Origin of the sequence: Pseudoruegeria sp. SK021 (assembly GCF_002119405.1) — a bacterium.
Taxonomy (GTDB): Bacteria; Pseudomonadota; Alphaproteobacteria; order Rhodobacterales; family Rhodobacteraceae; genus Meridianimarinicoccus.
Window position 1 is genome coordinate 1 of sequence record NZ_MTBG01000007.1, and the last position, 19,464, is coordinate 19,464.

Below are 19,464 nucleotides of genomic sequence, written 5' to 3' on the forward strand. Positions count from 1 at the left end.
ATGTGTGGGGGGGGCATCTGCAACCCGCGCGAGTGCCGCGGCGACCGAAAGCACAGGGGCGCGATCCTGTCGGTGCCCCTCACGTGAACGATGGTGGCCTCTTGGGTCTGCCGTCGAAACCAAAAGCCGGTCTTAGGGTACATGAATTGGCGTGCCTTTCGCCCAGAAACTATGCTTTCCTGAGGCATGTCGCCTAGAAACTCGGCGGTCAGGACGTTGCTTTTCGGACTAAGGGCAATTTTTGCTGCGGACGCCTTCGGTTTGGTGGCCTGTGCCGGAAACACAACAGGAGATCGTGATGAAAGAGTTGAACCCAAAGTCGATTGCCCCGCCCTTCGCCCGGTACACGCATGGGGTGCAGGTTCCGGCTGGGTTCGGGCTGATTCTGACATCGGGTCAGTTGGGGATCGCGGCGGATGGGACCATCCCGGCATCGGCCCGAGCGCAGGCCGAGATCTGCTTTGCCAATATTGATGCGATCCTTGCCGAAGGCGGGGCAGGCCGCGCCGATGTCGTCCGGATCAACGCCTTTGTCACTGATCAGGCGCATATGGCGGGCTATATGACGGCGCGAGACGCTTGGCTTGAAGGGGTCACGCGATTGCCCGCCTCGACCTTGGTGATTGTGACCGGTTTCAGCCGAACGTCATTTTTGGTCGAGGTGGAAGTGACCGCTGCGGTGCCGCCAGCATCTTAAGCGTGCTGGCCACCCGCAAGGGTCAGTGCGGCACCTCGGGGCCGGGCCGCAAGGGCAGGGGATCGTGGCGCGGCACGGTGGGGCGTTCTATCATCCGCCGGGCGCGTGGCGGGGCCTCGCCCTGATGCAACAGGCGAATTCGGTCGATCCCATCCGCATCAGCTTTGGTGCGGCGCATGTTATGGCGCAGATACTCGGTCCATGTCGCCACCCGGTAGCTTTCTGTCCAGATGTTGGGCTGTTCCAGATCCCGCAGCAAGGCCCAGCGATGGGCGCCGTCGCGCAATCGGATCCGCCGCCGCTGCGACATCAGGGATAGAAATTCGTCGATGTCTTCGTGCCGAATGATATATTCGACCTTGATCGCGATGGGGCCACTGCGGGCTTCGAGCCCCAGTTGCAACTCAGGTTCCCGGAACCGATCAAGAGGGTCGAGGTCTTCGCGGGCCGGGTCAGGCATGGGCCGCAGCAGTCCAATCAGGCCGCCGCCGATCATCGCGACACCGGAGAATGCCAAAGACCATTGGATCCCGACAGAATCTGACAGCGCCCCCCAAATCCACGACCCAAGGGCCATGCCGCCAAACACCGCCGTCTGAAACAACGAGATCGCGCGCCCCACCACCCAGCGGGGGGCGGACATCTGAACCACCACGTTGAACAGCGACATGTTCAGCACCCAGCAGCCCCCCGCAAGAGCGAGGGCCGGAGCGCTGAGCCATAGGTTGCGACTGGCCGCGAGCCAAAGCAGCGACAGGGCGAAGCCGATGAAGCCGATGCGGATCCGGGTTTCGGTATCCATCGCCGACAAAAACCGGGCGTTAACGACACCGCCAAGGATGGCGCCGATGCCGAAAAAGCCCAGCATCAGACCATAGCTCAGGGCGCCCACATCCAGCACGTCTCGGGCCATCACCGGCATCAGCGCCAGCAGCGAAATCCCGGCGACACCGAAGATAAAGCCGCGCAGCAGGACGCGCAGCAGATGTGGCGACATGCCGACATAGCTGATTCCGTCCATCAAAGCGCGGCCGATATCCTCGCGTGGCAGTGTGGATTTGCGGGGCTCGGGATGCCAAGACAACAAGCCACCCAGCATCACCAAGAAACTGAGGGCATTCAGCGCGAAAGCAGAGGCCACACCTGCCGCCGCAACGATCAGACCGCCTAAAGCCGGGCCGAAACTGCGCGTCATGTTAAAGCCGATGGAATTGAGCAAGACCGCCTGCGGGATTTCCTTGCGCGGCACGAGATCCCCGACCGAGGCCTGCCATGAGGGATTGTGCATCGCCTGCCCACATCCCAGTAGAAAGGTCAGGCCAAGCAGGCTCCAAGGGGTCAGAAGATCGGCCCAAGCCAGCACCGATAACAGACAGGCCGCGCAGAGCATGAAGCCCTGCGCGGTCAGCATGATACTGCGCCGATCAATATTGTCCGCCAACGCGCCAGCCAGCAGGGCGAACAACATCAACGGCAAGGTCGCCGCCGCCTGTACCAGCGCCACCATATCGTGAGAATTGGTCAGACTGGTCATCATCCAGCCCGCGCCGACCTGCTGAAATTGCGTGCCGACATTCGAAACCAGTGCTGTGCTCCAGATCATAGCAAACGCTTTGTATCTGAACGGTGAAAATTGACTGGTCTCTGAGATCGGCATGCTGGCTTCCTAGCTGAGGCGCCCGGGCCCGGACAGATCGCAAAGGTCTGTCGGGGGAACCGGCGGCACCGGGCGACAAGTGTCGCTCGGGTCTGGCTGCAGCGTGCGATTTTGGCGGCGGCGCGCCAAGGGGCAAAAAGCACGGTGAAGAGAATTTTGCGGGTCCGTACCATCGTCTGCTGCGCGGAATCACATTCCCGGTCTGGGACTGGACCGTTTGAAGGTTGGCTTCCTCCAATCAGTAGCGATCGACCCGGGTGTGGCTAAGTGCGGTGACTGAATCCAGTGCGATTTCCGCGTGCCAGGTCCTGCCGGAGAGTGCGGTATTAGCGCGCTCTCAAATGTTGCTTAGTTATAAAAAAAAGCAGGGGATTTCGCCCCTGCTTTCAGTCTTTTTGGTTCTATTTGTCCTTAGAAGGGGATTTCGTCATCCTCGATCTGGCTACCGCCGCCAAATCCGCCTGCGCTGCCGCCAGCCGGGCCCGATGCGCGGCCGCCGTCACTGCTGGCACCGCCACCACTTCGGCGTCCAGATTGGCTGTCGCCGAAGCGATCGTCGCTTCCGGAGTCGTAGTCGCCACCCGCACTGCCTCCGTCGCTACGGCCGTCCAGCATCGTCAATTCGCCCTTGAACGGACGCAGGACGACCTCTGTGCTATAGCGGTCGGCCCCGGACTGATCCTGCCATTTGCGAGTTTCAAGTTGGCCTTCGAGGTACACTTTCGAGCCCTTGCGCAGATACTGCTCGGCAATTTTTGCCAACGGTTCTGAGAAGATCGCGACGCTGTGCCATTCAGTCCGCTCGCGGTTTTCGCCGGTGCTGCGGTCGCGCCAGCGCTCGGAGGTGGCGATCCGCAGGTTGACGACTTTTCCGCCGTTTTGGAAAGTGCGGACTTCCGGGTCTCGCCCCAGATTGCCGACCAGAATGACTTTGTTGACCGAGCCTGCCATGCGATGTCCCTTCGACGATTCTTAGCAATTAGCGCGTATAGACACCTCTTGTTGCATGTGAATCAACACGCAGGATCGAAAAAAGGGATGGTTCCGGTGCGCAAAAGTCGCAAGGTCTAGTCGTGGGTGGATAAAATCGCTATAAGCGCCGCAACGAAGGCCAGGCGAGGGTATGGTTTGAGAGGCAGGATAGTCACGGGGATCGCAGTCCTCGCGGTGTTGCTGGGTGCGGGCGCCTATGCGGACAGCGCAAAGGTATCGGCGCAAGCGCGCAATCGCATTTTTAAGTCCCAGACCAAGTTTCTGGATAGCCGCGGCGCCAGTCAGTATTCCTATTCCACTCGGCTGCAACCGCAGACCGATTTGCCGGATGCGATCTTTGTGCCCAGCGGCAAACCGGTCATCTATCGCGGCAAGTATCTGCCGGTCGCGAAAGCTGCGGCGCGGCGTCACAAAATCCCCGAGTCTCTGTTTGTGCGGCTAGTGCAGCAAGAAAGCGGCTGGAACCCCACGGCGGTATCCCCCAAAGGAGCGATGGGTCTGGCCCAGCTGATGCCGGATACGGCGCGGATGTTGGGGGTCGATCCGTCCGATCCGGAGCAGAACCTTTTGGGTGGGGCGCGATACTTGCGGCAGCAGTACGACAAGTTTGGGTCATGGCAACTGGCGCTGGCTGCCTACAATGCCGGTCCGGGGGCGGTTCAAAAACACAACGGGGTCCCCCCATATCGCGAGACGCAAAATTATGTGCGGGCGATTCTCGGGTACCCGGGCTAGTCCCGGTGCGGCGACTGGGCAGGCTGCGATGTCTGTGCCTAGCAACGCGCAGGCCGTTTTAACCCTGTTACCGGCCTCGACGTCATCAAAATCCTTTGACTGTTTCCGTTTTTGATTGAATGACGGGCGCATTAACCCTGTGTTTTGATTAAACTATACCCAAAACAAGGGCGGGCGGTAATCTCTTATCCGGCGCATGAGCATGGTGCTCTGCGGCAACGGGTGAGGGATGAACATGACGACATTCAGGGCTATTGTGCTGCCACTTTTGTCTGTTGGGTGGGTGGCTATTGCCGGGGCCGCGCAGGCGGTGACGACCTTGTCGCTGGCAGCGGCGCCCAATGGCGGGATCCAGCAAAGTGCGCAGGGACCTTGTGTGATCGGGGACCCGTCCTGCGTATCGAATGTTCTGCTGCCCGAAGGCTTCACCACCCTGCCAAGCGGTGGTCCGGGCAGCTACAGCAATATCATGTCGCCCAACTATCTGGTCTCGAACTTGCGAGGCGTGTTGCAGAGCGACCTGTTCAACATTCAGATCGACGTCAATGAAGCGCGCGGGCAGGGCGCGCAGTCCCTCAGTCTGTTCTCTATGTCTCTTGTCGGGGGGGGGCTGCTTGCCGAATACGTCGCCCCGGCGGGCACGCCAATTCCCGCCGTCAATAATCCCGGCAATGGCTACTCTGACTACTTTCTGTCCGGCTTTTCGCTGGCAGGGTTAGCTGCGACGGATCGGGTGAAATTCGCGATGAGCATGCCGATTAAGAACGGTGGTCGCGAACAGTTTTTCCTGCAAAGCGTTGCCGTTCCGGCGGTGCCTGTGCCCGCAGCGGGTCTGTTGCTGCTCACCGCCGCAGGGGCCATGGCCGGACTGCGTCGCCGCCTCCGGTGATCCTTGCGGCCAGACAGATTAAGACAAAGCCCCAGACGTAACTCTGGGGCTTTTTTTATTCGCTGCGCGGTCGCGGCGGTGCAGATCCCGGAACGCCAGAGCGGCACGAAATAAACATACCCACATGGCCAATGACCGAATGGACTTGACAGGATGGTCGCACGCCAGCGACCTTTGTGGGACGCGGCCGCTCAGGCGACAGGAGGACATCGCATGCAGGTTCAACAAATTCTCAATTCCAAGGAAGCCTTTGACGTCATTACCGTCGTGCCGGGCAGCTCGGTCTCGGCGGCGGCGAAACTGCTGTCTTCCAAGCGGATCGGTGCGGTGATTGTGTCCCCGGACGGCAAGGCCTGCGCCGGTATTTTGTCAGAGCGGGATATCGTTCGTGAATTGGGACGAAAGGGCGCTGCATGTATGGACGACACCGTCGACTCGCTGATGACGAAAGACCCGGTCACCTGCACACGCGGCGATGATAGCGACGATGTGTTCCGCAAAATGACCGATGGGCGGTTTCGGCATTTGCCGGTGGTCGAAGACAACGTGATGATCGGCTTGATTTCGATCGGAGACGTGGTCAAGGCCAGGTTGTCCGAACTGGCGATGGAAAAGGATGCGCTGGAAGGCATGATCATGGGGCGCTGACAGAATTTCAGGGACGATTGCGCAATTGCGGGTCTTGCTTCGCCGCGTCCCGCGAAATAATGTTGCTCGACGACCATAAATGTTAATGATTTCGGGGGAATCCCATGCGTATAGGTCTTTACCCCGGAACCTTCGATCCGTTGACGCTTGGCCATGAGGATATCATCCGGCGCAGCTGTGCTCTGGTGGACAAATTGGTCATTGGTGTCGCGATCAATCGCGACAAGGGGCCGCTGTTTTCGCTGGAAGAGCGTGTGGCCATGATCCTTGGAGAATGCGCGGCGATCTCTGAGGGAACGGGATGTGAGGTCGTAGTGCATCCGTTCGAAAATCTACTGATTGATTGCGCCCGGGATGTGGGGGCGCAGGTCATCATCCGCGGATTGCGCGCGGTATCAGATTTTGAATATGAATTTCAGATGGTTGGTATGAACCGCGTTCTCGATGACACGATCGAGACGGTGTTCTTGATGGCCGAAGCACAACATCAGGCGATTGCGTCGCGCCTTGTGAAAGAAATCGCGCGACTGGGCGGCGATGTCTCAAAATTTGTCTCGCCAGCCGTCAACGACGCATTGATCGCCCGGCTGTCATCATAATCAAACCTACATCAGCCCGCTTCCGCGCGTGGCGGAGCGAGCTGTGATGGTGTCGCAAACTGATCGATTGATCAGTTGCCGTAAACGGCGTTGCGTGCGATTTCGGGCAGGCGGTTCCGCGACAGGCCGAGGTCGTTCAAAGTGCCGGCGTCCATTTGGTTCAGTTCGGACAAAGTGCGGCGATACTCAGCGCGCTTGGAGACTGCGGATTGCAAACGGGTGATGAAGGTCATTGTGATATCCAGTTGTTGGTTGTTCTCTTTGATCTCTAAATGGACCTCCATGTGCCGGTGGACAACGCACAGTTCGGCAATGCCGCATTGCAGCAATGTCATGGCTGGGATTTCAGTTTTTTTAGCGCGCCAAATAAAAAAGCGCCCTGTTTCCAAGGCGCTTTCTCTTTAGTCAGTTATGCTGCGTTGCGGCTTTAGAGGAACTTTGCCATCGCAGCGGCTGTGTCGGCCATGCGGTTCGAGAAGCCCCATTCGTTGTCATACCATGTCAGGATCCGGCAGTTGCGGCCCATCATCACCTTGGTCTGGTCGGTGTGGAAGGTCGAAGAATGCGGGTCGTGATTGAAGTCCATGGAGACAAGGCTTTCGTCCGTGTAGGCAAGGATGCCTTTCATCGGACCGTTCGCTGCGGCACGGATCGCGTCGTTGATCTCTTCGACGGTCGTATCGCGCGGGGTCTGGAATGTCAGGTCGACAACCGACACGTTCGGGGTCGGAACCCGGATCGCAACGCCGTCCAGCTTGCCGTTCAGTTCTGGCAGCACAAGACCGACTGCCTTGGCAGCACCGGTCGAGGTCGGGATCATCGACATGGCTGCGGCGCGGCCGCGATAGAGATCCTTGTGCATGGTGTCGAGCGTCGGCTGGTCGCCAGTGTAACTGTGGATCGTGGTCATGAAGCCCCACTCGATGCCGATGGCGTCGTTCAGAACTTTGACCACTGGGCTGAGGCAGTTGGTGGTGCAGGACGCATTCGAGACCACCAGGTCATCGGCGGTCAACACACTGTCGTTGACGCCGAAGACGACGGTCTTGTCGGCATTGGCGCCGGGGGCCGAGATCAGTACCCGCTTGGAGCCGTTCTCAAGGTGAATTGCGGCCTTGTCGCGGGCGGTGAAGATGCCGGTGCATTCCAGCGCCACGTCGATGTCGCCCCAAGGCAATTCGCGCGGATCACGGATCGCCGTAACCTTGATCGGGCCGTAGCCAATATCGATGGTATCGCCGTCAACCTTGACCTGACCGGGGAAGCGGCCATGGACACTGTCATAGCGCAGCAGGTGAGCGTTGGTTTCAACTGGACCGAGGTCGTTGATAGCCACAACCTGTACGTCGGTGCGGCCGCTTTCGACGATGGCGCGCAGCACGTTGCGGCCAATGCGCCCAAATCCGTTGATGGCTAGTTTGACGGTCATCATGTCCTCCATTGGAATCCTGCCCGATCGGGCCGACCCTAGCCAACTGGCTGATTTCCAGTGGACGGTCAAGACCGCGAGGCCGTCCTGTGACAGGCAGCGGCAGGGCGAGCTACAATTCTTCGCGATGACTGCTGTGGTGAACCGGCCATGGCGACACATCTGGCGCGGTCCCGAAACGCAAAACGGGCGCCTGATTTCGCAGGCACCCGTCTGTAGTCTGATCACTGAGGGCTGGTGTCAGCCTTTGCCAAGCAACGCGCGGGTTTTGTTGGCCACGTTCTCTGCGGTGATGCCAAACTCTTTGTAAAGCACATCTGCCGGGGCCGATGCGCCGAAGCCGTCCATGCCGACGAAGGCGCCCTTGTCACGGCGGCCACGTTCGCCAAACAGCCACTGGTCCCAGCCGAACCGCACAGCGGCTTCGACCGCAACCCGAACCGGGCCTGCGGGCAGAACCCGGCGGCGATAGGTTTCGGGCTGGGCTTCGAACAGTTCCCAGCATGGCATGGAGACGACCCGGGTGCCGATGCCGTCGGCCTCAAGCAGGTCGCGGGCGGCCATGGCGATGGCCACTTCCGACCCGGTTGCCAGCAAAATGGCTTCGCGCTTGCCGGTTGCTTCGGCCAGAACATAGGCGCCATTGGAGACCATGTTGGCGGTCTTGTACTCGGTCCGAAGGGTCGGCAGGTTCTGGCGCGAGACGACCAGAACTGTCGGTGTTTCCATGCTGGTCAGCGCCAGCTCCCACGCTTCGGCCGTTTCAGCGGCGTCGGCAGGACGGATGACGTTCATGTTGGGCGTGGCGCGCAGCATTGCCAGATGCTCGACCGGCTGGTGGGTCGGGCCATCTTCGCCCAGACCGATGCTGTCATGGGACATGACATAGGTCACGGGCAGCTTCATTAGGGCCGACAAGCGCATGGAGGGGCGCGCGTAATCGGTGAAGCACATGAAAGTGCCGCCATAGGCCCGCAGGCCGCCATGCAGGGCCATGCCGTTCATCGCCGCCGCCATGCCGTGCTCGCGGATGCCATAGTGAATATAGCGGCCGTCGCGCGACTCGGGCAGATGAATACCCAGATCCGCGGTCTTGGTGTTGTTCGATCCGGTCAGGTCCGCCGAACCGCCAACGTTTTCCTTCATCAGCGGATTGACCGCTTCGAGCACCATTTCGCTCGACCGACGTGTGGCGACGGCGGGCTTGGTCTCGGCAAAGGTTTTCTTCAACGCCTTGATGGTCGCGGACAGGCGCTTGGGGGCGCCGCCCGACATCATACGGGTGAATTCAGCTTGGCGCGCTGTGGACAGGGCCGCAAAGCGGTCTTGCCAGTCGGCGCGGGCAGCAGCGCCTTGTTGGCCGATTGCTTCCCACTGGGCTTTGATGTCCGCAGGGACGTGATAGGCGGGCCAGTCGACGCCGTAAGCGGCTTTGGTGTCGGCAACGACTTTCGCGTCGGTCAACGCCCCGTGGCCTTTCGGCGTATCCTGCGCGGCGGATCCGATGGCGATATGGGTTTTACACGCGATCATCGACGGTTGCGCGGTCTTCTTGGCAGCGACGATCGCAGCGTCGATTGCTTCGGGGTCGTGCCCGTCGCATTCATGCACCGACCAGCCGCTGGCCTTAAAGCGCGCCACTTGATCGGTGGAGTCGGCGATATCGACCCGTCCGTCGATGGTGATGCCGTTATTGTCCCAGAACACGATCAGCTTGCTCAGTTCCTGACGGCCGGCCAATGCGATGGCTTCTTGGCTTACGCCTTCCATCAAGCAGCCGTCGCCAGCCATGACATAGGTGTAGTGATCCACCACTTTGCGCCCGAACTGGGCCCGCAGGATTTCTTCGGCTAAGGCGAACCCGACGGAATTGGCCAGACCCTGACCCAAGGGGCCGGTCGTGGTTTCAATACCCGCCGCGTGACCGAATTCCGGGTGACCGGCCGTCTTAGCACCCCATTGGCGGAACGCCTTGATCTGGTCGAGGGTCATGTCTTCGGTGCCGGTGAGATGCAGCAGCGAATACAGCAACATTGAGCCATGCCCAGCCGACAGGATGAACCGGTCGCGGTCGGGCCATGCTGGATCGGCGGCATCAAACTTCAGGTGCTTTTCGAACAAGACGGTGGCAACATCGGCCATGCCCATCGGCATACCTGAGTGCCCGGAATTCGCACCAGCAACCGCGTCAAGGGTTAGGGTGCGGATGGCGCAAGCTTTCATCCAGTGGTCTGGGTTGCGCTCGCGCAGGGATTGTAGGTTCACTGGGGCAGCTCCTGATCTGTTGTTCTTTATTCGCAGAACATCTATGGAATGGACATCGTGTCATGATGGATGCTTGACGCCAGCGTCTTAACGACTGGGCGCAGAAGTGCAAGTCTTCGTAGGAATCCGGTGGCGGGGCTTGTTCAAATCGCCGTTCTCTGATTCGATAAAATTGAGGCGAATCGCGCCCCTAGCAGACGACGTGGATGTACCGATTGGCTCGCCGGTGCGGCCCGAAAGAATGCAACAGGACAGCGGGGCGCAGTGGCAAGGCAGTCGAAGGAAGATCCGATGACCGAAATTTCCGATCTGGAGCGGCGGCTGACCGGCGCGCTGGACCGCATGCGCAAGTCGCATCAAGCGACCCATGCGGCGGTAAAGGCCGCACAAGCGCGGCTGGAGGCACAATCGACATCTGCAGTCGAAGTGCAAGCCGCGCTGCGTCAGGAGAGGGACAGTCTGGCCGAGGCCCTGACCGCGAGCGAAGCGCAGATCGAAGTGCTGCAAGACGAATTGGCATCCGCCCGCACCGAAGTAGAGGCCGTGACCGAAGCGCTTGAGGTCGAGCAGGGCAAGGTCGCCGCCATCACAGAAGAGAGCGAGGCCGATAAGGCCGCTCTTGCTGGTCTGACCCGGGTGCAGGTGGCCGCGCAGGCCAGCGGCCGTCTGGGTGACTTGCAGGCGGGGGCATTGACCGAAGAAATGCAAGGCCGGATCACCGATCTTGAGATCGCACTGCAACAGTTGCAACTAGTAAACGGTCAGTTGCGCCGCAACAATGCTGCGCTTCGGGAATTCCATGAAGCCGGATTGCCGGACCCGGAACTGGTCAATGACAGTTTGAAAGCCGAGATCGAAGCCTTGCAGGCCGTCCGTGCGGCGGATCGCGCTGAAATCGACAGCGTCCTCGCGGCGCTGAAGTCGCTGGTAGAGGAAACTGAAGATGCCTGAAGTGAATATTTCCATCGGCGGACGGGTGTTCGAGGTGGCATGCCAAGAGGGCGAGCAGTCTTACTTGGAAGCGGCGGCAAAACTTCTGGACGCCGAGGCTGCGGTCATGGCCGAGCAGATCGGGCGCTTGCCGGAAAGCCGAATGCTGCTGATGGCTGGGTTGATGCTGGCCGATAAGGTCGTGGGCATTGACGACCAGATGGCCGATCTGACCGAGCAAGTGGCGCGGCGGGACGCGCTGATTGCGGACTTGAAGTCGCGGCCTCCGCAGCGGGTCGAGGTGCCAGTGATCCCGGCAGCGGTTGGCGCAACCATGGCCGATCTTGCCACGCGGGCCGAAGCGTTAGCGGCAGAAATGGAAGAAGGCGACGTGGAAGTGGCAGGCTTGTTGTCCGACATCGACGACCGGTCGCATGACGCGGCACCAATCCGTAATGGTGTTCAAGATGACGATCAAAACGGTGATCAAGGTGACGAGACCGCGCCATCAGACGAGGATGACGAGATCGAGGAAGACGCGGCGTCCTAAGGGCGCCGCGCTTCAAGATTAGGCGTTGGCTTCGCGGATTTTCGCGGCAGCTTCGGTGTCGAAGGTGATCTGCTTGGCGGACAAAAGCTGATCCAACTCACCGGAAAGGGTCATTTCGGTGATGATATCGCAGCCGCCGACAAACTCGCCCTTGATGTACAATTGCGGGATGGTCGGCCAATCCGAATAGTCCTTGATGCCCTGACGAATGTCGGCGTTATCAAGGACATTCACATCAGTATAGTCGATGCCCATATAGTTCAGGACCCCGGCAACGCGGCTGGAAAACCCGCATTGCGGCATGGACTTGGTCCCTTTCATGAACAGGACCACGTCGTTCTTGGTCACTGTGTCCTTGATCTGGTCTTCGGCGGTAGTCGTCATCTTGGTATCCTTGCGATGTCGGGCGACGCGGGCGTCGATAGTCGGAAGCGGGGGAATAGCTAACGTGTCCGGGCGTCAGTCCGGCACTTTTGTGGTCAGGGCCAGCGCGTGCAAATCACCATTGGCACCGTCCATTTTGCCCTTCAGGGCTGCGTAGACGGCGCGCTGCTGTTGCACCCGGTTCAGACCACGAAAACTTTCGTCGATGACCTCGGCTGCAAAATGATTTCCATCGCCTGCCATATCGGTGATCGTGATCCGGGCGTCCGGGAAGCTTTGCTTCAGCAGGGCTTCGATTTCCTGGGCTTGCATGGGCATAGTACGGGGATCCTTCGTTGCCCCTTGAATGTAGGCCCGTCGCGCCGCGGCTGCAAGATCAGTTCCCAATCAGTTCCCAACACGACCGATTGCAGCGCGCCCCAAAAGATTAAGGCCCGGCGCCCTAGGGATCGCCGGGCCTTGGGTCCGTCAGGCCGTATTCACGCCGCGAGGCCAAGCTGTGCTGAGGACTTAAAAGGTCACGGTACCCTGATGGCCCGCGTCGGGCTTATCGCCGGTGATATTGGCCTTGGCGATCTCATATAAAAAACGTGGTCCACCGCCGGGCGTGACCGAAACCTCGGCAGTGGCCGGGGTAAAGCGCAGAAGCCGAACATCCGGATCGGTCTGGCCGCCCTCGAACCACGCATCGGCGACGAAGTTCCAGACGTCGTCCAAGGTGTCACGGTCAGCGGAATGGGCGAGGGTGCCGAACACATCGGCGTACAGGCCGGTGCTGGTATCCGCGATGACAAGTCGGGCCGGTTGCGGGCTGGTTTCAACGGCCACCGCCAAATCGGTACCCTTGGCGGTGATGAACCACACATCCCCGGGATGATCAGCGTCGATCTGCGGCGACATGGCGACCAGCCGGTTTTGGCTTTTGATCCCAAGCATTCCGGCCCGGACCTTGCTCATTCGATCCCAGAACTCGTGTTTCAGATCGGTCATTAATGTGCTCCTCTGTCCATGGTGTTGGGGGTTCAACCATGGGCAGAGGGATTTGTTCCGGAGGGCTTTGGTCAGGTGACCGAGGCCGCAAAGCTGGTGCGATAGAGGTCGCGCAAGACCGTCAGATCGGCTTCCGATCCGCCCATGCGCACCTTGTCGCCGCCGAACCGGCCCACCGCATGAATGGACACGCCAGCCTGCGCCGCCGCCACAAACAGGCCTTCAGCGGCATCGAATATGCAGGACACAAGATAGCGCGCCTGATCTTCACCAAAAAGCTCGGCCATGTTTGCCGCATCCAGCGTGATGCCAATGTCGCCAGCTTCGGCCATTTCAAACGCCGCCATGGCGAGGCCGCCATCGGATAGGTCGGTTGCAGCCGTGATTAGGTGACGGTTGGCGCGCAGGAATTCGCCATGGCGCCGCTCGGCTTCCAGATCGACCGTTGGCGCGTCACCGTCTTCACGGTTGAACACCTCGGCCAACAGCGCCGACTGCCCCAGATGGCCATGGCTGTCGCCGATAACGAGGCCAAGATCGCCTGCGTTGGGGGCGGTGCCGATCACTTGGCTGGCATCCTCCAGCAGGCCGATTGCGCCGATGGTCGGGGTGGGCAAAATGGCGGTGCCGTCGGTTTCATTATAGAGGCTGACATTGCCCGACACGATGGGCATGTCGAGGGCCAGACAGGCCTCGCCGATGCCGCGGATCGCGCCGACGAACTGGCCCATGACCTGCGGCTTTTCCGGGTTGCCAAAGTTCAGGTTGTCGGTCGAGGCCAACGGCAATGCGCCTACGGCGCTGAGGTTGCGATAGGCTTCGGCCACGGCCTGTTTGCCGCCCTCATAGGGATTGGCAAGCACGTAGCGCGGGGTCACATCGCTGGTAAAGGCCACGGCTTTGTTGGTTCCGTGGATCCGCACCAAGCCCGCCCCAAGGCCGGGAGTGCGAATGGTGTCGCCCATGACAGATTGGTCATATTGCTCATAGACCCAATGCTTGGAGGCATAGTTGGGGCTGGACAGCAGCGCGGTCAACGCGTCGATCGCATCAACCTCTGGGATCGGCTCCATATCCTCTGGGGCCGGGGTTTCCACCCAAGGGCGGTCATATTCTGGCGCCGTGCCGGACAGGGCTTTTAGCGGCAGATCGGCTTTGATCTCGCCGTTCAGTTCCACAAGGAAGCGGTCCTCGGCAATGGTGTGGCCGACGATGGCAAAGTCGAGGTCCCATTTATCAAAGACGGCCCGGGCCAGATCTTCGCGGTCGGGGTTCAGGACCATGAGCATTCGCTCTTGGCTTTCCGACAGCATCATCTCGTAGGCCGACATGGCATTTTCACGCACTGGCACCTGATCAAGGATCAGGTGAATGCCAAGGTTGCCCTTATCGCCCATTTCGACCGCCGAGCAGGTCAAGCCGGCGGCGCCCATGTCTTGGATGGAAATCACCGCCCCGGTCTGCATCAGCTCAAGGCAGGCTTCCATCAGGCATTTTTCGGTGAACGGATCGCCGACTTGCACGGTGGGGCGCTTTTCTTCGATGGTGTCGTCAAATTCAGCGCTGGCCATGGTCGCGCCGCCGACGCCATCACGCCCGGTTTTTGCACCAAGATAGACGACGGGCATGCCGACGCCGGACGCCGCCGAGTAAAAAATCGCATCGGCATCCGCGAGGCCCGCTGCAAAGGCATTGACCAAACAGTTGCCGTTATACGCGGCGTGAAAGCGCACTTCGCCGCCAACGGTGGGGACGCCAAAGCAATTGCCGTAACCGCCGATGCCCGCCACGACGCCATGAACAAGCTGCGAGGTCTTCGGGTGGGACTTTTCGCCAAAGCTAAGCGAATTCATCGCCGCGATCGGGCGGGCGCCCATGGTAAAGACGTCGCGCAGGATCCCGCCCATACCGGTTGCTGCGCCTTGATAGGGCTCAATGTAAGACGGGTGGTTGTGGCTTTCCATCTTAAACACGATGGCCTGTCCATCGCCGATATCCACCACCCCCGCATTCTCACCCGGCCCACAAATCACTTGCGGTCCGGTGGTTGGCAGGGTGCGCAGCCATTTCTTCGACGATTTATAGGAGCAATGCTCGTTCCACATGGCGGAAAAAATCCCCAACTCGGTAAAGCTGGGTACGCGGCCAAGCAGGTCGAGGATGCGCGCATACTCTTCGGGATTGATCCCGTGGCTGGCGATAAGGTCTTCGGTGATCTGGGGCTCGGAAAGCGGCATCTTGGGACCCGTTCTGGTTATGACGGGGGCTTCTTATGACATGGGAGGGCCAAGGGCAAAGCGCAAATCGGCGCGTGCCCAGTCAAGCGTATGATCTGGCCCGCAGGAATGTGGCTGTCAGCTGTTAAAAAACTGCCTCAAATGGATGCGGTCCACTGCGTAGAAACCGTGCATGAAGCGCGGGCAGGGTGCGTGGCGCAAAAAAAAGGCCGAGACAATGCTCGGCCTAAGTCCAACAGGGAGGTAGAAAAGGAAGGATTACTTCACTCTTCTGACCCCGAACTAGTCACGCAAGGTTGGGCAATCAAGGATAAACATGCCGCAAAGACAGCATGACAGGTATGCACTGACTGCATAGAGGGGCCCGGACGGGGATTCTTACGCTGCCTAATCCTGCGTCACGCGTCGGGTTTGGGCCAGTTCTTCCAACACGAAATCCCGAAATGCGCCAATACGTTTCGATTGCCGAAGCTCTTCGGGATAGGCGAGGAACACCGGAACTTCCGAGCTTTGGAAGTCTGGTAAGACTCTGACAAGAGTTGGAAAATCTTCGATGATGTAGTTTGGAAGAACGCCAATTCCCAAGTCATTGATGACCGCTTGCAGCACCCCGAAATAATTATTGACTGTCAAGAGCGAGGTGATGTCATCGGCCAGCAATGTCTGCACCATTTGCGCGGCGGCTGTGACCTGAACACTTTTCGGATTTTGACAGATCAGGCGGTGGTGTCTCATATCTGTCACGGTTTCGGGGGTTCCCCGCGCGGCCAAATATTTCGGCGACGCATAGAGCCGCATTTGCACATTCATAAGGCGTTTGCGCACGAGGTCGGCTTGGCTGGGCTCTTTCATTCGGATCGCGACATCGGCTTCACGCATGGGAAGGTCGAGAACGCGTTCTTCGAGCATCAGGTCGATTTTCAGATTCGGGAACCGTTCGAACAGTTTGGACAGGCGCGGCGCAAGCCATAAGGACCCGAAGCCGGTCGTGGTCGTGACCCGCAATTCACCGAACACTTCTTCCTCGCTGTCGCGAATGCGTGCGGCCGCTGTATCAAGGCGCTTGGCCATAGCCACCGTGGCGTCGAACAGCAACTCCCCTTGTTCGGTCAGAATCAACCCGCGCGCGTGGCGGTGGAACAGGGTGGTGTTCAGACTGGTTTCCAAGCCACGAATTTGGCGGCTGACAGCCGATTGCGACAGGTGAAGCGCATCCCCTGCATGGGTCAGGCTGCCCGCATCGGCGACAGCATGAAAAATCCGTAATTTGTCCCAGTCCATGGGGTCCTCACTTGTAACGCCCTTCCCGACATCACGATATCGGGATCTGCTCATAGTATCCGATCATGGCTGTAACACCTATCTTGCCGTCCTAGAAGTCACGGAGTCGTTGCTGACATGATACGGTTTTCGATCTGCCCCATTTTACACATTTGAAATTCTGTGATTTTTCGCGCCGTCGGTCCTTTAATCCGCAATCGAACCCGACATCGGTGGATTGCCCCGTGGCTGGTTTGTGCAGCAACGCGGGGGCCGGCGCCGGCGGGTGCTTTTAATACGCCTTGCGTTACCACCCGAGGATCGCGACATTTTTGGCATCGTACCGGCCTGACGCTCTGTCTTGATAGTTGGCCATTCGAAGTGATATTCGATCGCACCGGCGTGCCGTTCCTAGGGAGAGTCCATGAAGCACCGTCATGAAGTCGCGCGCGAAATCAGCTATGCCCACGGCGCCCAGACGCGCAGCGGTCGGGTGATGATCCGCGCTTTGGAAAATGCGACCGGGCGGCTCAAACTGATCCGGCAGGCCCGAGGATATGAAGACGAGGTCGCCTGCGGGCGCGACTTCTGGGAGGTGATGGCCGAACGGTATGGGCTGAGCATCAATGTGATCGGCGGCAGCTTGGACAGCATCCCGCGCGAAGGGCCGCTTGTGCTGGTTGCCAATCACCCATTCGGCATTTGTGACGGGCTGATCATGGGGCTGATCCTGTCCAAACTGCGCGGCGATTTCCGTATCCTGGCCCATAAGGTGTTTCGCAAGGCGGCGGATCTGGATCGGGTGATCTTGCCGATCTCGTTCGATGAAACGCGCGAGGCGATGCAGCAGAACCTCGACACCCGCAAGGCCGCCCTCGGCTTTCTGGCGCAAGGCGGCGCGATTGGCATTTTTCCGGGTGGGACCGTCTCGACCTCGGCGAAGCCGTTTTCCGAACCCTTGGATCCCGGCTGGCGCGGTTTTACCGCCCGGATGATCGCTCGGTCGCCGGCGCATGTGGTGCCGATCTATTTCAGCGGCCACAATTCCCGGATGTTTCAGGTTGCCAGTCATCTGCACAACACCTTGCGGTTGGGTCTGTTGATCAAGGAATTCAATGCCCGCGTGAACAAGCCGGTGGATGTGGTGATCGGCCAGCCCATCGATCGCACCGCGCTGGATCGCCACGCGCGCGACACCCGTGCGATGATGGACTTTCTGCGCAGCGAGACCTACAAGCTGTCATCTGTTCCGGGCCGGGAATTCGGCTACGGATTCGAATTCGAAGACAGGTATAAACAGTAGATGGCGGTTGGCATATTCGACTCCGGGCTTGGCGGATTGACAGTACTGGATGCGGTGTCGCGGCGGTTGCCCGAGGTGCCGTTCGTCTATCTGGGCGACAACGCCAATGCGCCCTACGGGGTTCGCAGCGCCGATGAAATCCACGCCCTGACCGTGGCCGGGGTGAACCGCCTGTGGCAGGCGGGCTGCGATCTGGTGATTTTGGCCTGTAACACCGCCTCGGCGGCGGCGCTGCGCCGCATGCAGGAGGCCGGGGTGCCGCAGGGAAAGCGCGTGCTGGGCGTGATGGTGCCGCTGATCGAGGCCTTGACCGAACGGCAATGGGGCGACAACTCGCCGCCGCGCGAGGTCGCCCTGAAAAACGTGGCCCTGTTCGCAACGCCTGCCACGGTCTCCAGCCGGGCGTTTCAACGCGAATTGGCGTTTCGCGCCATCGGGGTGGATGTGGAAGCCCAGCCATGCGGTGGCGTTGTCGATGCGATCGAATCTGGAGATGAAATATTGGCCGAGGCATTGGTGCAAAGCCATGTCGAGGCCTTGAAGCGCCGGATGCCGTTTCCCGAGGCCGCAGTGCTTGGCTGCACCCATTATCCGTTGATGGCGGCCGCATTTCAGTCGGCGCTTGGCGCAGATGTCCGGGTCTATTCCCAAGCCGATCTGGTCGCGGCCAGCCTAGAAGATTATTTGCGCCGGCATCCGGGGATGCTGGGAACCGGTCCAGCCCCGATGTTCCTGACCACCGGCGATCCGGCGAAGGTGTCGAACAAGGCGACCCTTTTCTTGCGCCGCAAGATCACCTTTCAGGCTGCGTGATTGCAGCCGCAGGCCGCGCGCCTTAAATACATCGTACCAAACAGGAGACTGCGCATGACCCACAGGATCGCCATTTTGGGCGCCAGCGGCTATACGGGGGCTGAGCTGGTCCGACTGATCGCCACGCATCCCACAATGCAGATCAAGGCCTTGTCTGCCGATCGTAAGGCAGGGATGGAAATGGGGCAGGTGTTTCCACATCTTCGCCATCTGGACCTGCCGTCATTGGTCACCATTTCCGAGATCGATTTCAGTGCGATTGATCTGGTGTTCTGTGCACTTCCTCATGTGACGTCTCAAAGCGTTATCAGTGAGTTGCCTCGTCACGTTAAAGTGGTCGACCTGTCCGCTGATTTCCGGCTGCGCGACCCTGAGGCCTATCGGAAGTGGTACGGTAAGGCCCATGATGCTGTCGACCTGCAAGCCGAGGCTGTCTATGGGTTGACCGAGTTTTACCGCGAAGAGATCAAGACTGCGCGCCTGGTGGCAGGTACCGGATGCAACGCGGCGACCGGACAGTTCGCGCTGCGTCCGCTGATCGCAGCCGGGGTGATCGATCTGGACGACATCATCATCGACCTGAAAGCCGGGGTGTCCGGGGCCGGGCGGTCGTTGAAAGAGAACCTGCTGCACGCTGAATTGTCTGAAGGCACCCATGCCTATGCGGCGGGCGGCACCCACCGGCATCTGGGCGAGTTCGATCAGGAATTTTCGAAACTGGCCGGGCGACCTGTCGAGGTTCAGTTCACGCCGCATCTGATACCCGCCAACCGGGGCATTCTGGCGACGGTCTATGTGCGCGGCGATGCCGACACGCTGCACGCGACGCTGGCGCAGGCCTATGCGGACGAGCCGTTCGTGGTGGTGTTGCCCAAGGGCGAGCTGCCATCGACCCGGCATGTGCGGGGATCGAATTTCGTCCATCTTGGCGTGGTCGCTGACCGGCGAGACGGGCGTGCCCTGATCGTGGCGGCGTTGGATAACCTGACCAAAGGATCGTCGGGCCAAGCGCTTCAGAATGCCAATCTGATGTTGGGAGAAGACGAGACCGCCGGTCTGATGCTGGCCCCGGTCTTTCCTTGACG

At 59.9% G+C, this 19,464-nt stretch carries 20 protein-coding genes; 10 read left to right on the forward strand and 10 right to left on the reverse strand.

All coding sequences use genetic code 11. From position 1 onward, the window contains the following. Positions 1-298 precede the first annotated feature (298 nt). Positions 299-697, forward strand: coding sequence for a RidA family protein (locus BV911_RS06480; RefSeq protein ID WP_086052790.1), 399 nt, complete (start codon positions 299-301; stop codon positions 695-697). Positions 698-719: 22 nt separating this feature from the next. Here the strand turns inward: BV911_RS06480 and BV911_RS06485 are convergent, their stop codons facing one another. Further along, the gene (locus BV911_RS06485) at positions 720-2,354 is read right to left on the reverse strand and encodes an MFS transporter (protein ID WP_086052791.1); all 1,635 of its coding nucleotides are present in this window, start codon (positions 2,352-2,354) and stop codon (positions 720-722) included. A gap of 411 nt (positions 2,355-2,765) precedes the next feature. Further along, complete coding sequence (ssb, locus tag BV911_RS06490; protein ID WP_086052792.1) at positions 2,766-3,305, reverse strand: single-stranded DNA-binding protein; 540 nt, start codon at positions 3,303-3,305, stop codon at positions 2,766-2,768. A gap of 177 nt (positions 3,306-3,482) precedes the next feature. Here ssb and BV911_RS06495 point away from each other — a divergent pair, with 177 nt between their 5' ends. From BV911_RS06495 to coaD, 4 genes are all read left to right on the forward strand, one after another. Further along, positions 3,483-4,082: a lytic transglycosylase domain-containing protein gene (locus BV911_RS06495; protein WP_371587913.1), complete on the forward strand. Its 600-nt coding sequence runs from the start codon at positions 3,483-3,485 to the stop codon at positions 4,080-4,082. A gap of 235 nt (positions 4,083-4,317) precedes the next feature. Continuing rightward, positions 4,318-4,971 carry a hypothetical protein gene (locus BV911_RS06500; RefSeq protein ID WP_139840047.1) on the forward strand — a complete coding sequence of 218 codons (654 nt, stop codon included), beginning with the start codon at positions 4,318-4,320 and terminating at the stop codon, positions 4,969-4,971. A 213-nt stretch (positions 4,972-5,184) separates the two neighbouring features. Beyond that, positions 5,185-5,619, forward strand: coding sequence for a CBS domain-containing protein (locus BV911_RS06505; protein ID WP_086052794.1), 435 nt, complete (start codon positions 5,185-5,187; stop codon positions 5,617-5,619). 104 nt (positions 5,620-5,723) lie between these two features. Further along, positions 5,724-6,218 (forward strand): pantetheine-phosphate adenylyltransferase, encoded by a 495-nt coding sequence (gene coaD, locus BV911_RS06510; RefSeq protein WP_086052795.1) that lies wholly within the window; start codon positions 5,724-5,726, stop codon positions 6,216-6,218. A gap of 71 nt (positions 6,219-6,289) precedes the next feature. Here the strand turns inward: coaD and BV911_RS19750 are convergent, their stop codons facing one another. From BV911_RS19750 to tkt, 3 genes are all read right to left on the reverse strand, one after another. Continuing rightward, positions 6,290-6,607, reverse strand: a complete 318-nt coding sequence (locus tag BV911_RS19750) for a DUF1127 domain-containing protein (protein ID WP_086052796.1) — start codon at positions 6,605-6,607, stop codon at positions 6,290-6,292. 38 nt (positions 6,608-6,645) lie between these two features. Beyond that, complete coding sequence (gap, locus tag BV911_RS06520) at positions 6,646-7,647, reverse strand: type I glyceraldehyde-3-phosphate dehydrogenase (protein WP_086052899.1); 1,002 nt, start codon at positions 7,645-7,647, stop codon at positions 6,646-6,648. A gap of 240 nt (positions 7,648-7,887) precedes the next feature. Next, positions 7,888-9,870, reverse strand: coding sequence for a transketolase (tkt, locus tag BV911_RS06525; RefSeq protein WP_371587937.1), 1,983 nt, complete (start codon positions 9,868-9,870; stop codon positions 7,888-7,890). A gap of 333 nt (positions 9,871-10,203) precedes the next feature. Here tkt and BV911_RS06530 point away from each other — a divergent pair, with 333 nt between their 5' ends. Beyond that, complete coding sequence (locus tag BV911_RS06530) at positions 10,204-10,863, forward strand: hypothetical protein (protein ID WP_086052798.1); 660 nt, start codon at positions 10,204-10,206, stop codon at positions 10,861-10,863. After that, positions 10,856-11,392 carry a cell division protein ZapA gene (locus BV911_RS06535; protein WP_086052799.1) on the forward strand — a complete coding sequence of 179 codons (537 nt, stop codon included), beginning with the start codon at positions 10,856-10,858 and terminating at the stop codon, positions 11,390-11,392. Before BV911_RS06530 ends, BV911_RS06535 begins: the two co-directional genes overlap by 8 nt. Before the next feature lie 18 nt (positions 11,393-11,410). Here the strand turns inward: BV911_RS06535 and grxD are convergent, their stop codons facing one another. The 5 genes from grxD to BV911_RS06560 all read right to left on the reverse strand — a co-directional run bounded on the left by grxD (position 11,411) and on the right by BV911_RS06560 (position 16,284). Next, positions 11,411-11,776, reverse strand: coding sequence for a Grx4 family monothiol glutaredoxin (gene grxD, locus BV911_RS06540; RefSeq protein ID WP_086052800.1), 366 nt, complete (start codon positions 11,774-11,776; stop codon positions 11,411-11,413). A 75-nt stretch (positions 11,777-11,851) separates the two neighbouring features. Beyond that, the gene (locus BV911_RS06545; protein WP_086052801.1) at positions 11,852-12,094 is read right to left on the reverse strand and encodes a BolA family protein; all 243 of its coding nucleotides are present in this window, start codon (positions 12,092-12,094) and stop codon (positions 11,852-11,854) included. Positions 12,095-12,286: 192 nt separating this feature from the next. Continuing rightward, positions 12,287-12,766, reverse strand: coding sequence for a pyridoxamine 5'-phosphate oxidase family protein (locus BV911_RS06550; RefSeq protein WP_086052802.1), 480 nt, complete (start codon positions 12,764-12,766; stop codon positions 12,287-12,289). A gap of 71 nt (positions 12,767-12,837) precedes the next feature. After that, a complete protein-coding gene (purL, locus tag BV911_RS06555) occupies positions 12,838-15,003 on the reverse strand; it encodes a phosphoribosylformylglycinamidine synthase subunit PurL (protein WP_086052803.1) in 2,166 nt (721 codons plus the stop codon). Positions 15,004-15,390: 387 nt separating this feature from the next. After that, on the reverse strand, positions 15,391-16,284 hold the full coding sequence (locus tag BV911_RS06560; RefSeq protein ID WP_086052804.1) for a LysR family transcriptional regulator: 894 nt from the start codon (positions 16,282-16,284) through the stop codon (positions 15,391-15,393). A 403-nt stretch (positions 16,285-16,687) separates the two neighbouring features. On the opposite strand from BV911_RS06560, the gene BV911_RS06565 reads away from it, so the two are divergent. Genes BV911_RS06565 through argC form a run of 3 tightly spaced genes read left to right on the forward strand, consistent with a single transcriptional unit; the run spans position 16,688 to position 19,462 of the window. Continuing rightward, positions 16,688-17,566 (forward strand): lysophospholipid acyltransferase family protein, encoded by an 879-nt coding sequence (locus BV911_RS06565; protein ID WP_086052805.1) that lies wholly within the window; start codon positions 16,688-16,690, stop codon positions 17,564-17,566. After that, on the forward strand, positions 17,567-18,379 hold the full coding sequence (locus BV911_RS06570) for a glutamate racemase (protein ID WP_086052806.1): 813 nt from the start codon (positions 17,567-17,569) through the stop codon (positions 18,377-18,379). It begins immediately after the preceding gene. 54 nt (positions 18,380-18,433) lie between these two features. Beyond that, positions 18,434-19,462, forward strand: coding sequence for an N-acetyl-gamma-glutamyl-phosphate reductase (gene argC / locus BV911_RS06575; RefSeq protein WP_086052807.1), 1,029 nt, complete (start codon positions 18,434-18,436; stop codon positions 19,460-19,462). Positions 19,463-19,464 lie beyond the last annotated feature (2 nt).